The sequence below is a fragment of the Terrabacter sp. 05T424 genome (assembly GCF_056396225.1).
Genome location: NZ_JBFTLB010000008.1, coordinates 52,512 through 66,275, shown reverse-complemented (window position 1 = coordinate 66,275; position 13,764 = coordinate 52,512). Strand labels below are relative to the sequence as shown.

At 63.9% G+C, this 13,764-nt stretch carries 9 protein-coding genes; 5 read left to right on the top strand and 4 right to left on the bottom strand.

The window, feature by feature from the left end:
* Positions 1 to 171: 171 nt before the first annotated feature.
* The 5 genes from AC1DE0_RS16830 to AC1DE0_RS16810 all read left to right on the top strand — a co-directional run bounded on the left by AC1DE0_RS16830 (position 172) and on the right by AC1DE0_RS16810 (position 6,105).
* Complete coding sequence (locus AC1DE0_RS16830) at positions 172 to 828, top strand: SigE family RNA polymerase sigma factor (RefSeq protein WP_478102680.1); 657 nt, start codon at positions 172 to 174, stop codon at positions 826 to 828.
* Positions 825 to 1,667, top strand: coding sequence for a hypothetical protein (locus AC1DE0_RS16825; protein WP_478102678.1), 843 nt, complete (start codon positions 825 to 827; stop codon positions 1,665 to 1,667). Before AC1DE0_RS16830 ends, AC1DE0_RS16825 begins: the two co-directional genes overlap by 4 nt.
* Before the next feature lie 1,526 nt (positions 1,668 to 3,193).
* A complete protein-coding gene (locus AC1DE0_RS16820) occupies positions 3,194 to 3,700 on the top strand; it encodes an RNA polymerase sigma factor (RefSeq protein WP_478102676.1) in 507 nt (168 codons plus the stop codon).
* Positions 3,701 to 3,717: 17 nt separating this feature from the next.
* Positions 3,718 to 4,224, top strand: a complete 507-nt coding sequence (locus AC1DE0_RS16815) for a hypothetical protein (protein ID WP_478102674.1) — start codon at positions 3,718 to 3,720, stop codon at positions 4,222 to 4,224.
* 918 nt (positions 4,225 to 5,142) lie between these two features.
* A complete protein-coding gene (locus tag AC1DE0_RS16810) occupies positions 5,143 to 6,105 on the top strand; it encodes a tyrosine-type recombinase/integrase (RefSeq protein WP_478102672.1) in 963 nt (320 codons plus the stop codon).
* A 267-nt stretch (positions 6,106 to 6,372) separates the two neighbouring features.
* On the opposite strand, the gene AC1DE0_RS16805 is transcribed toward AC1DE0_RS16810, so the two are convergent.
* Genes AC1DE0_RS16805 through AC1DE0_RS16790 form a run of 4 tightly spaced genes read right to left on the bottom strand, consistent with a single transcriptional unit; the run spans position 6,373 to position 13,751 of the window.
* Positions 6,373 to 7,095, bottom strand: coding sequence for a M48 family metallopeptidase (locus AC1DE0_RS16805; RefSeq protein WP_478102670.1), 723 nt, complete (start codon positions 7,093 to 7,095; stop codon positions 6,373 to 6,375).
* Positions 7,082 to 10,168: a type I restriction endonuclease subunit R gene (locus tag AC1DE0_RS16800; RefSeq protein WP_478102667.1), complete on the bottom strand. Its 3,087-nt coding sequence runs from the start codon at positions 10,166 to 10,168 to the stop codon at positions 7,082 to 7,084. The genes AC1DE0_RS16805 and AC1DE0_RS16800 overlap by 14 nt, the downstream gene beginning before the upstream one ends.
* On the bottom strand, positions 10,165 to 11,286 hold the full coding sequence (locus AC1DE0_RS16795) for a restriction endonuclease subunit S (protein ID WP_478102665.1): 1,122 nt from the start codon (positions 11,284 to 11,286) through the stop codon (positions 10,165 to 10,167). Before AC1DE0_RS16795 ends, AC1DE0_RS16800 begins: the two co-directional genes overlap by 4 nt.
* Positions 11,283 to 13,751, bottom strand: a complete 2,469-nt coding sequence (locus AC1DE0_RS16790) for a type I restriction-modification system subunit M (RefSeq protein WP_478102663.1) — start codon at positions 13,749 to 13,751, stop codon at positions 11,283 to 11,285. Before AC1DE0_RS16790 ends, AC1DE0_RS16795 begins: the two co-directional genes overlap by 4 nt.
* Positions 13,752 to 13,764 lie beyond the last annotated feature (13 nt).

The window sequence follows — 13,764 nt, the reverse complement described above, 5'->3', positions numbered from 1 at the left end:
CGCGCTCCATACCGCGGCTCTGCGCGCTCCCAGGAGGCGTACCGATCGCTTCGGTCGTTGGAAGCGACAGGTGCGAGGTGTGGGAGTTCTCCCGATGCGAGGAAGGGGGGAGCGGGCGAACTCTGGTGGTGGTGGCACCGGGGCCGCCGCACCAGATCAAGGAGAACCTTCATGATTGCTCGCCTGACCGCCGCGGGCTTGCGCGTGGCTGCCACGCTCACCACCGCCCCCGCCGCTCACGGATCGCCGATCCGTGCAAAGGTGAGGAAGGGGGGCGCTGTGGAGCGTCCTGAAGGTGGGGTGGGCCCTGCGGCGGAATTCGACGCGTTCTACACCGCCAATGCCTCCCGCGTCACGCGTGAACTTGCCATGCTCACCAGCGACCCCGCCGAGGCGAGGGACGTGGCCCAGGAAGCCTTCGAGCGAGCCTGGACACGGTGGTCGCTCGTGCGTGGCGCGGCTTCCCCCGAGGCGTGGGTGCGGACGGTTTCACGGCGGCTTGCGGTGAGTCGCTGGCGGCGGATCCGCAACTCCACGGTGGCATGGCGGCGGCACGGTCCTCCAACGGAGCTGCCTGAGCTGGACGCCGACCATGTCGTGCTGATCGCGGCGCTGGCAAGGCTGCCCGAGGCGCAGCGCGTGGCGATCGTGCTGCACCATCTCGCGGACCTGCCCGTGGCGCAGGTGGCGCAGGAGACCGGGCTGAGCGTGTCGGCTGTCAAGCAGCAGCTCGTGCGGGGTCGGGCAGCGCTGTTTGAGTCCTTGGCAGACGGCGGCGCCATCGGCACCGGCGAACCCGCCATTGTTCAACGTGAGGAGGAGCGATGATGGACGCGCTCACTGAGAGGCTGCACGAGTCCGCCGAGGCGCTCTCCGGTGTGATGCCTCCTCCGGACCAGGTTCGGCGCCGAGCTGAGCGTGCGCGCCGGATACGTCGTGCTGTGGCCGGGTCCGCTGCTGCCGCACTTGTGGTGGTGCTCGCCGTCGCGGTCGGGGTCGGTGGCGGCAGAGGAGTGCCAGCCAATCTGGTCACGGCGGTCCCGGCGCGGTCTACTTGGAGCGCTCCTGCGGGAAGTGTGTTCACGACTGACCCGCTGCTGTCCGCGGCCGAGTGGAACGACCTGCTCTACCAGCTGCCGGCCGAACGAACCGAGCGCACGACTACGCAGCCGCACCAGCTGGACTGCATCACCGACCCTTACACCTTGGGCGCGGAGCAGGTGCAGGGTGCCGGCTACCTGCAACGAGCTCGGCAGCAGTTCGCCACCGGCGCCCTCTCGAGTGGACGGATGAACGTCTACGCGCTCTGGTTCGGCCGAGCTACTGATGCCACGGCTGCGGTCAAGCATCTACGTCAGGAACTCGTCTTGTGCCGCGCGCGTCCCGACCCAAGCCTCAAGGTCACCTACTTCCACATCGAGGACTGGTTGATGCAGGATTACCCGCGCATCGAGCAACAGTTCGCCGGGAGCATCACGCGGCAGCCCGGCACCGGAGGACGCGACCGTAGCTACAGCGGTTACAGCCTGACCGTGGCTCGTGCGGGGAGGCTGCTCATCGTGTTCGAGTCCCTCAACGGCTGGTCGGACCGCCCGCAGAACACGGTGGGTCTCTTGATGAACCACGCGCTCAAGGCACTCTCACGGCAGGTGGCCTCAGTTAAGTAGGCAGGTGCGGCGATGCGACCGGGTGTACGGCTGTTCTGTTGGGCTCTACCCACCGCCAAGTCGGTGACCAGCCGTTGGATCCAGCATCAGTCACGTCATCCTCATCGGCCACGGTCGCGCCGATGCGTTGAAGATGTTCAACGGGGGGTGGTGGCTCCCCCGTTCGGGACTTTGCGGATCTGCTCGGCGGCGACGGCGCACGAAAGACGGTGGTGTCGCTCGCTTGCTCGACCGGGATGACGACGTTCGGACGGACACTCAGCAGAGCGCTGCCTGCAAGGAACTCGTCGCCCCACAGGGGAGGCGCACGGAGCGTCGGCGTCACCCTACGTCAGGCCCTTCTCCATACGCATCTGCTCCACGGGCATGAGTTCATGACGGCGGCTCGCCTGGCCAATGAGGTCACCGAAGGTTTCGCGGTTCGTGCACTGGCGAGACGGCAGGAAGCGTTAGCCGTTCAGGACTCCCGATCGTCCGGTGCGCGGGCAGCGCACTGTCATCGGCAGATACGGACGCTCACGAACGCCCTCGAACGCTCGCGGCCTGCCCCAATTCGCCTGCCGTGGGTCAGACTCCAGGTTGTCTCGGAGGCTCAGCCCGGCTGGTGGCGCGCGGCGGCAGAATACGCCAAGCGAAGGTAGATGGACATAGATGGTCACCCGGAGGCAATCGGCGGCAGAGTGTAGCCCCACGCCGGGCCGGCAGCGCCCTCCTCAATGAGGTGCTTTAGGCTCCTGACCTGCAGAAACGCCCCCGGCAGGGCCGGGGGCGTTGCTGGAGCCGCTTATCGGAATCGAACCGATGACCTATTCATTACGAGTTCGTCCTCGACGCTGTTTTGGGCCGCACTCATGCTGCGGGTACCTGCCATGTGGTGCTGGCTGGCATGGCTGTTGAGGGCGGTCGGGGGCACGGCGGGGGCACGAGCGGGGCAGCGGCCGACCTTGCGGGTCTGCGCATTGACCATCACCTGGCCGCTCGAGAAGGTGCCGCGCAGAAGGCGCTTGCCCAACCCAGCTGGGCGGGCCGTAGTGGGCAGGTCGCGCTCGAGGTGGGCAGTGGTCCTCCATGGGGCTCGACCGGAGCGGCGAGGGCTGGGGCTCCCCTGGTCCAGGCGCCTGCGACTCGACCTTGGATCGCCGAGGCTGTGGGGGGCGGCGTCGACTGGTCGTGCTCCGCCGTGACTTGGTGGAAGCGTGGGGGCGGCGGGGTGCGCGAGGACGGCGCGCCAGCGCCGCCCGCAGCGCGGGGTCCCTGCCGCGGGTCCCCGCGCTTTCCTGCGCCGGAGGCGCAGCTTGAGCCAGTACAGAAACTCTTCACCAAATCGAGGTCGACCTTGCGGATTCTCCGGCGCCCGGCTCGGACAAGGCGACCGATCCGAAGGCCCGGTTCTAAACAGCATGCACGAGCGGGCTTTGTGCGATCGCACGAGATTGGCGTGAATGCGATGTGATGCAGGTCATACTGCCCATGCGAACCGTAGGCGGCGCGCGCGGAGTGTTAAGGGTTATGAGGAAGGCCACCGAATGAACGCGCCAGGGGACTACGAAGCGTTCGAGGAGTTCGTGCGCTTGAGCCTGCCAACCCTCACGCGCGCGGCGTCGGCGTTGTGCGGCGACGCCCACTTGGCCCAGGACCTCGTGCAGGAAACACACATTCGGATCGCGCGCCACTGGCGCCGAATCGCAAGGAGCGACGACGACGTCCTCCCGTACGCCCGCAAGGTGCTGTATCGCCTGTGGCTCGACTCGAGGCGATGGCGAGCGCGGCACCCGGAACAACTGACGGATCCACCTGGGTCGTCGCCAACGGCGGATGAGGCCGAGAACGTGGCGACCCGACTCGCCCTTGCGTCAGCCCTTGCACAGCTCTCGCCGTCCCAGAGGGCAGCCGTGGTCCTTCGGTTCTTGGAGGGTCGTCGCGAGGCCGAGGTGGCCGACATTCTCAACCTGTCAGTTCCGTCGGTGCATTCGCTCTTGCGGCGAGCGCTCGTTGAGCTGCGCAAGTGCTACCCAGAATTCGAACTCAGGTGAGGGGCCAGGAGCTACCCATGACCGAGGAACTCGCACGCGATCTCAGCCGACTGGTTCAGGACTCGCCCGATGAGCGTGACCCTAGCTACGCGGAATTTGTGTGGCTTGCTGGCAAACGGCGGCGGACTCGAGCGAGGGCGCTCTCGGCTGCCGCGACAGTTGCCGCCGCAATGGGGGTCGTCGCCGTTGTCATGTCGCTGTCACCCCGGAACTCCAACGGCCCTCTAGTCCCTGCCACGTCAGCACCGGCCGCGACGACAGGCACGCTCAAGGGCAACGTGCCGCTGTGCTACGGCCCCGCATCCGACATGAATCTCACACCGACGTTGGTGGTGGTTGCCCAGCAGGACGGCCAGACCAAAGGGACCGTGACTGTCCCCGCCACTCTAGCCACCCACACTTATCAGCTGACTTTGCCTGCCGGTACTTACACGATTCGGGCCGGTTCATGGCCAGCCCGGCAGGTGATCGTTCGAGCGGGCGAGACGTCCTCGGCCGACTTGCCGGGTGGAAACTGCCTGTAATCGCACGGAGCCATGTCTCGGCCCAAAGATCGACTCTGTCGGCGACATGCGGAAGGCGCTGCAAGAACTGCAGTGGCCACACCGGCCCCCACCAGGCCGCCTGCTTCTACCCTGAGGTGTGGCTGAAAATGGCGTGATAGCGGCACGTTCGAATCCACCTACTCGCGGACGTCGTGGTCGCTTGGTCCTGGTCGTGGGTTTGCTCGCGCTCGTCGCCGCAGCCGTGCTCGCCGTCTGGAGTTTTCGTGACGAGTCGCGCCCTTTGACGCCGACTTCATACACGGTGTCTTCCAATGGAATCACGCTCACGGTCTACCTGCTCGTTCCGGCTGGAGGCGACCTTTCGGCGCGGAGTGTGCACGCACGCGTTTCGGGCCAGTCACCGCGGCAAGTAGCTGTGGAGGCTTGGCTGGACGTGCCACGCAGCACCCAGGTCGGGCCAGCGAGTGCCCTCATCCAAGCCGTCGACGTGCCGCTGGATGCCCCCTTGGGCCAAGCCCGCGTCGTCAACAGTGAGGGTGCTCCTATCCGCTACGGCGACACGCGAACGCAAGCGCAACTCCGGTAATCCCGCTCTCTTGGGCTCAAGGACCAGGACATGCGGTGAACTGACGCGCATCGTCACGAGAGTGGAAGTTCGACCGCGCGCCACTCGGCGTGTTTCTTCGTCGTTCGCCGCGTTGGGCGTGGATCGTGGTGGGTGCGGACATACCTACACAAAAACCTGAACTGACAAAACTGCGGGCTTGATGCCCTGGGGGTCGGCTCCCCACCCCGGCCAGAGGCCATACACACGAATTGCCGTCACACACAGACACGAATCTCCTGGTCCGCCATCTTCTTCGTCTTCTCTTGGCGTGACCTGGCGTGTGCGCGGCTCCCCGCTCAGGCGAGTGGTTCGACCCGCGTCGAGGAAGGGTGCCCCTCGCCTCGCTCTTCCCTGACTGGGTCGTCTCGCGCCAGAGCCTCAAGAGGAAGACGCAGGAAGCGGATCTATCGGCGTGGGCGAACCATGTAGCCCCCAAGTTCGGCCACCTGCCGATTGCCTCGATCACCGAGGCCCAGGTCTCGGCGTGGGCAGGTGGGCTCGTGGCGGCCGGTCTGTCCGGATCGACGGCCAGCCGATACTTGTCCACGCTGCGCTCGATGCTGGCGTTCGCGGTCGCTGACGGTCGCGTGTCCAGGAACGTCGCGGCCTTGGTCAAACCGCCCAAGGCAGGGCGCGCCCGTCGCGAAGGCCAGTTCCTCTCATTGGAGGAGCTCGAGTCGCTGGCCCTCGCATGCAACGGCCCGTATGCCGACGTCGTCAGGATCCTCGGCCTGTGCGGACTGAGGTGGGGCGAGCTGGCCGGCCTTCAGGTCGGGGACCGCGTCAAGGTGCCGGGTGAGGGCCTGCGCCTGCAGCGAACTGTTCTCGCCAGCAGTTCCAAGGGCGGCCTCTACGTCGACACCTTGAAGGGTCGCCGCTCGCGCACCGTGGCGCTGCCGGCTGCAGTGGTGCCGATCCTCGACCTCTGGTCGGCCGGCAAGCCGCCCTCGGGATGGATGTTCAGCGCACCTGGCGGCGGGCCGCTCTCGGAGTCCAACTGGAAGCGCTCGGTCGGGTGGCGTGAGGCCTGCGCGGCCATCGGCCGGCCGACCCTGCGGGCTCACGACCTACGGCATACGGCGGCGTCGATCTGGCTGGGTGCGGGCGCCGACCCGAAGGTCGTCCAGCGCATCCTGGGGCACGCCTCAGCGGCCATGACCATGGACCTCTACGGCCACCTGATCGACCGCAACCTGTGGGAAGCGGCGCAGAAGGTCGGGGGCACCACGGGGGCATCTGATGCCGCCAGGGGCAAGGAGAAGGCCCCCAACTCTGGCGAGAAGGGGGCCTGACCTGTGGTGATGCGTGGAGCCGCTTGTCGGAATCGAACCGACGACCTATTCATTACGAGCGCTGCGAACCCAATTGGACAGCCTGGATTCCGGCAAATCCATCGTCCTCGGACGTCCACAGTCGACCACCCCGCGACGTTGCGCTGGATGGTCAGTTGGATGGACAGTCGGCCGCCGCTTGGAGACCCGCCGCACAATCGCCGGGCGGTAGCAGGGGCCTAGGCGTGTACTAATCTTGTCACGCCGTTGAGCCAGGCGCGGGCTGCGTTATGTCCAGTTCTCCTCTGCCAACGGCGCTCCGTTCAACTGGTCGCGCCGGGTTCGCCAGTCCGGCATTGATTCGTCCATAAACTTCGTGAACCGCTCAGCGTGGTTGCGCTCAAGGTAGTGCGCCATTTCGTGCACGAGGATGTACTCGAGGCAGGCAGGATGCTTCTTAGCGAGCTCGGTATTGAACCAGATGTGTCGGGACTCGCGGTTGCAGGAGCCCCACTTGGTCTTCATCCGTCGAATGCTCCATTTCGGCACAGACAGTTCCAGCCGCTCCTCCCACTTGGCGATGAGCTCAGGCAGGACTTGGCGGAGCTGGTCGCGGTGCCATTGGTCAAGCAGTGCTCGGCGTTGCTCGGCAGTGTCGTCGGGGCGGGTGTAGAGGAGGAGGCGGTTGCCGTCGACTTCGATGTGAGGCCGACCAGGGCGCTGGATCACCTTGAGTCTGAGTCGGCTGCCCCACACGTAGTGCGACTCGCCGGTGACCATCTCGCGCTGGGACTGGCGATCGGCGGTCTGCAACTCCTGGCGTTGACGCTTGATCCACGGCAGCCGCTGGATCACGGCCCGACGGACTTGGTCGTCGTCAAGCCGGGAGGGAGCGGCCACGCGCACGCGTCCCACCGGTGGGTAGACGCCGATGTGGAGATTCTTGATGTCCTTGTAGACGACATCGACGTCGATGCCACGGACGGTGAGGTAGGCGCTAGCGGTACTCATCGCGCGCCTTCACAAGTTCAAAGAGGTCGTCGAGCTTGTCAAAGCCGTCTGGGAGCGCAGTGCGGATCGCCTTCTTGACCTTGCGCTCCTTCATGGGATTGCCGACCCAGGCATCGGGCTTGTTGTGGCGGATGACGGTGTCGATCACGATGGCCAGTTCGTCATGGGGGAAGAAGAAGTCGACCAGCGCGCGCTTGCCGCCGTTGTTCGCCCACCCGGGGTACTTGGTGTCCGACTCTCGCGTGCCGAGCTGCTTGGCGGCATCGACGAGTTTGGCGAGGTATGCCTGGTAGTCCAGCGCCTGCTTGCGCCGCTCCTCGATGATGGCGTCGAGGAGCTCGCTCATCTTGTCGTAGTACTTCGGGTTCATCGCCCGCTCGTCGATGATGACCTTGCGCATGTTGTTGACGATCGTCTCGGCCACGGCCTCGGGGTCCTTCTTGATCCCCGCGGGCAGTTTGTCGATTGCGCCAGCGCCGAGCTTGACGATGAGGTCGACGAGACCGGCATCCTCGAAGTCGGAGACGACTTTGGAGGCGCTGGCCTGAATGTAGGTGTCGAGCAGGAAACGCATGCCGGCTTCGTACTGTTTGAAGTCGACGTCCTCCCCCGCGCCCAGCTTCACCTCAGCACGGACGTCGACGTAGTGCGCGATCTCCTTGCGAATGGCCTCTGCCTCGGCCCCTGTGTAGCCAGCGGCAGTCATCTCGTTGGCAAGGTTCGCAAACGCACGCGTGACGGCCGCCACCGCCTTATACAGCTCGACGCGCTTCGGTTCGTTGGCCTTGAGCTGCTCGGCGTTGCCTTGCTCCTTGGCGCAGAAGTAGTGCTGGTACTGCAGCGTGCCCTTGGGCGGCGCGACAGCCTCCATAAGGGCACGGACCCGCTCCAGCGCCTCGTCGAGGTCCTCGCGCGCCTTGTCGATGCGGTCGGACAGGAGACCTTCGATGTCGTTCTTCTCGTAGCCGTCAAGGGCACCAGAGGTGTAGTCGGTGACGACGTGCTCGAGCGAGTTGAAGAGGTCCTGGTAGTCGATGATGTAGCCATAGTCCTTGTCCTCACCATCGAGACGGTTGACCCGGCAGATTGCCTGGAACAGGCCGTGGTCCCGCATCTTCTTGTCGATGTAGAGGTAGGTGGCGCTCGGAGCGTCGAAACCGGTCAAGAGCTTGTCGACGACGATCAAGAGGCGCATCTGGCCGGGATTCCTGACGAACTGCTCCTTGACCTCCCTCTCGAACAGCTCAACCTTGCCCATGGCCGCGTCCTCGGACTCGCCGAAGTAGTCGGCCAGCATCCGCCGGTAGATGTCGTACTGCCGGAGCTTCTCCGTCTTCCCTTCGCCGGAGTCTTCCTTGGAGATGTCGCTCGGGTCGGGCGAGTAGCTGGTGACGATCGCGCACTTGCCTTTGAATCCAGCGTTGCAGAACAGCTCGTAGAACTTGCAGGCCTGGTAGATCGAGGAGCCGACGAGCATGGCGTTACCTCGCCCGTCCATCAGCCGGGGCTTTGTGGCCATGTCGAGCAGGATGTCGTTCACGATCTGCTTGGCGCGCGGCTCGGCGGACACCACCTTCTGCATCGTGCCCCAGCGCTTCTTCAGCTCAGCCTTGGACAGGTCAGTCATGCCCTGTGTCTTAACCTCGAACCACTTGTCCACATGCTGGGCTGACATCAGATTCTGGTCGATGTTGCGCGCCTCGTAGCGCAGGTCCAGCACGACGCCGTCCTGGACGGCCTCGTCGAACTTGTAGGTGTGGATGAACGAGCCAAAGGTCTCGATGCTGGTCGCCTTGTCAGCCTTGAGCAGTGGGGTGCCGGTGAAGCCGACAAACATCGCCTCTGGCAGGAGCTGCTTCATGGCGCGGTGCATCTGGCCCGACTGCGTGCGGTGAGCCTCATCGACAAAGACGAAGATGTTGCCCTTGGCCCTGAAGTCCTTAGGGGTCCTGGCATTCAGCTCCCGGATGAAGTCCTCGCTCGCGTCGTCGGGCGAGCTGTCATCGTCCGAGCCACGGAACTTTTGTACCAGCGAGCAGATAAGCCACTCAGCGGACTTGTTCAGGGTGTCGAGCAGGTCGGCGCCGCTGCTGGTGCGATAGATCTGCTCGTTGACGCCGTTGAAGACCCGCTCGATCTGCTCATCGAGCTCGGTGCGGTCGGTGATCAGGAGCACACGGGCATCGGGCTGGTGTTCGCGGAGCCACTTGGCCAGCCACACCATGGTGAGGCTCTTGCCCGAGCCCTGGGTGTGCCAGATGATGCCGCCCTCGCGCTTGACGACGCGCTCCTGCGCCGCCTTCACGCCAAAGAACTGGTTGTGGCGGGCGGTCTTCTTGACCCCGGAGTCGAACACGACGAAGTCGTGGATCAGCTCGAGCAAACGTGGCTTGGCGCACATCTGCAGTAGCCCCCGGTCGAGCGGTGCCTCAATGTCGGAGGGTTCCTTCCACTCAAGCCAGTACTTCTCCGGGGTGTCGATGACGCCGTAGCGCAGACCCTCGATGTCGTTGCCAGCGAACACGAGCTGGACGGTCGAGAAGAACGGTCGAATGAAGTCCGGCTTCTGGTTGCCGATTGTCTGGCGGATCCCCTCCGACAGCGTGACCTTCGATCGCTTGAGCTCGATGGTCGCTAGCGCCAGGCCGTTGACGTAGAGGACGACGTCGGGCCGCTTGGTGTGCTGACCGAGAACTGTGACCTCCTCGGCAACGACGAAGTGATTGGCGTCCGGGTTCTTCCAGTCGATGAGCCAAACCGTTTCGGTCTGCTCGCCGACTCCCCGCTTGACCTTCACGCCATAACGAAGGAGCTGATAGATGTCCTTGTTCGCCTCGTAGAGGTCATGGCCGGAGCCGACTGAGGCCGCCTTGCCGAGCTGGTCGAGCATGCGGGTGATCAGGTTGCCGTCGTAACCGCGAGCCTTGAGATTCTGCGTCAGGAACTCGACCTCGATGTTGGAGTTGCCTTCGCGGTAGGCCCAGTTGCCCTGGTAGTCGTAGCCGAGCTGCTCCTGGAACAGCTTGACCACGCGGTTCTGCGCGAAACGCTCGATCTGACCGACGTCGCTCATGACGCGGTCTCCACTGGCATGCGAACTCGGCCGGTGAGGAGCTGTTGCACCACGGCGGCTCTTATGGCGCGAGCCTTCTCGAGGCGTTGGCGGAGCGCTTCGATCTCGGCGTCGATATCCACGAGCACCTGCGCAATCGCGTGCTGTTCAACTGGGCTGTCTGGCATCAAGATCTCGATGCGCACTAGCTCGGCTCGGGTGAGCTTCGATCTTGTTCCGCTGGAGATGAATGGAGTGATGTCCCGATGTTCCAGGGCATAGAAGAGAAAGCCCGTGTCATGGCCACTTCTTGCCTTGAGGACATGAGCATGGTTGTTGACCCACATCTTGCCGCTCATCCGGTACGCAATCGGACGTGTCGCCCACTGATCGAAGTTGCCGCCGTCTTCGGCCAACAAGATGACGTCATCGTCGATCATGTAGTCGTCGATGTGGTCGAGCACTCCGTTCGCACCGCAGTATGGATAGGGACCAACGCGGCCACTGCGCTGCGCCGCGCTCAGCGGCTCGCGCAAGTTGTCAAGGATGGTTGCGGCCGCGCCAAGGTCGCACTGGGCCCACCCGCCACTGAACCCTGGAAGGCGGGTTCTGCCGGTCACGAGCTGCTGCATCAAGCCCTGTTTGATCGCCAGCTGTTTGACAATTTTTCGTTCGACACACGCGATCAGAGCATCGGTGTCATCAATAACGCTGACGATGCGGTCTTGTTCGATCAGGTCGGGCAGAGGAATCCACATACCAGCGATCGTCTCCATGCGTACGGAGTCGACAGACGACTTGGCCGTCAATGACTCGATGCGCGCAAGGAAGTTACGACTAAACTGATGGAAGAAGTACCGGCCAGACACGTCGGCTCGGAAGTTGCTAATGCGATAGACCCGCTGATGGTAGTCGAACTTGCCATTGATGTAGTGGAATACCTTGCCAGTGCCAACGCCATCACCCGCCGTAAGCACGGCTTCTCCGTCGAACGACCAGGAGTTGATTCGTTCGATCTTCTGGCTACGAACGAAGAACGGATACCGGCCGCTCGGAGAGCGGTCCTGAGTGTCCTTGGACCCGGTACCGATCGATGCGAATGAGCGGATCTCTTCCTCTGGCCACGGAGTGGTCGTCATGACTCGATCCCCATCGCAGCCAAATGCTGGGCAACGCTCGTTTCAAGCTGTTCCAGGACGGCGTTCAGGTCTCCGAGCGTATCGGCGTAGCGATCGCCGAGCTGTTGAATGCGCCCGACGAGCGCGAGCGTCAAAGCCTCCACCTCGGCGGACACACGGCTCACTATCGTCGCGGCCCACTTGTGATCGAGCGCCAGGGTCTTGACCTCGTCCTCGGAGAGGTCGCCGTATATCGCGAGAGTCTTCTTGTCGAGCTCATCCTGCATGGCCTTGACGACCTTCTTGCCAGCCAACTCCGCGTCGTAGAGCTTCAGCAGCTGCTCAAGAGCCGCGACCTCGTCGGGGTCGGAGCCCTCGCGCTTGGCCGCTCGGAGCCTGGAGGCGACAAGCACCTTGGAGATCTTGTCGTCATCCATGGCCTCTGCCAGCAGGCCGTCCTCGACCGCGTGTTCCTCGATGTACTCGTCAATGGCACGCGAGGACTCCTCGACCGCTGTGACGATCTTGTCGAGGTTCTCCCGCTCCTGACCGAAATAGCGCGCCACGATCAGCGCTGGCGGGATGAGGTCCATCTTGTACTTGGTGGCGGCGCGGCCAGAGCCGACAACCAGGTCGGGGGCTTCCGAGAGCTTCCGGTCCTTGTCGTCGATCGTCTTGCGCGGCTTGGCAGCGTCCAGCCAGCCTTCGTTCATCACGAGGAAGACATCGTCGTGCATGGTCTCGTGCCAGTAGCTCATGAGCTGCTCGTAGACGTCGTATTCATCAAGCAGCGGAACTGACCTGAAGCGCGCCAGCAGGCCGTCGCTGATGACTGTTATCAGCTCGGCGGGCTTGGTGTTCTCGTCGATGGCACCGAGAGCGTCGCGGTGAGCGGCGAACCAGTCGCCGGTGATGCCACACGCTTCGTCGGCGAACTTCTGGAACTCGGCCGAGTCGAGGATGGCCTGCTGCACCTCGCTGACGTCGATCGTCAGGTCGCTGTAGCCGGGGCGGTTGGGCTTGAAAAGCTGGCTGCGCAGGCTCGGAAAGGCGTCCCAGTACGCGCCAAGTGCGTCGAGGTCGCGCTCGGGGATGCCGCCGTGCAGGTGAGCGTGGAGGTCCTGCACGTCCTCGGGCTCCGAGGAGTCGATGTAGCGCGGGATGTTGAGGTTGTAGTCATTCCTCTTGTCGGCGATCTCGCTCATGGGCACCATGCGCGAGTAGCGGTCGATCTCGATCTGCTTGTTGAAGGTGTCGACGATCATGTGCAGATCCTGGCTACGGAGACGGTTCTTGTTGCCGTCCTTCATGAAGCCCTTGGATGCGTCGATCATGAAGACACCGCTGCGGGCGACGGCGTTCTCCTTGTCGAGGACGACGATGCAGGCCGGAATGCTAGTGCCGTAGAAGAGGTTGGCTGGCAGCCCGATGATGCCCTTGATGAAGCCATGCTTGAGCAGACGGGTGCGGATGGTGGCCTCGGCATTGCCGCGAAAGAGCACGCCGTGCGGGAGGATGATCGCGGCCTTGCCGGTGCTCTTCAGCGACTTGAGCGCGTGCAGCAAGAAGGCGTAGTCGCCGTTCTTCTCCGGCGGCCGGCCGTACTCGAAGCGGCCGTACTCCTGCTCCAGGCCGTTGCTCCAGGACTTTACGGAGAACGGCGGGTTCATAACGACGTAGTCGAACGTCTTGAGCTGAGCCCCGCTGACGAACTGGGGACTGGTGATCGTGTCACCCTTGGCGATCTCGGCGATCTCGTTGCCGTGGAGGATCATGTTCATCCTGGCTAGCGCCCACGTGGCGTTGTCCTTCTCCTGGCCGTAGATCGTCATGCCGCGCGGGGCCTCGTCGGCGGCCTTGAGCAGCAGCGAGCCAGATCCACAGGCGGGGTCGTAGACCGTCTGGTCCTGGCTCGTCTGGCTGGTGATGCCGACCACCTTGGCGAGGATTCGAGAGACCTCGGCCGGGGTGTAGAACTGGCCCTTGCTCTTGCCGGACTCGGTGGCGAAGTGCCGCATCAGGTACTCGTAGGCGTCACCGAGCAGGTCGTCGCCCTCGGCGCGAGAGCGACGGAAGTCCAGGTCACTGAAGATGGTGACGAGCTTGGAGAGGCGATCCTGCATCTCCTTGCCCTTGCCGAGCTTCTCCTCGTCGTTGAAGTCGGCCTGGTCGATAACGTTGCGTAGGCCGTTGGCTTCGGCGAGCTTGGCGATGATCTTGTTGAAGCGGTCGCCGATTTCCTTGTCGCCCTTGGCGGCGAGCATGTCGTCGAACGAGCCTCCCGCGGGCACGTCGATGAGGCTGTCGGCGTCAGCATTGGCCTTGTCAGAGACGTACTTCACGAACAGCAGCGTCAGGATGTAGTCCTTGTACTGGCTGGCATCCATGCCGCCACGCAATTCATCGCAGGTTTTCCACAGGGAACTGTAGAGATCTGATTTCTTCAGGGCCACCGCTGGTCTTTCTGTTGTGTGCGCTGTCGGCATGAACTCTTACTCA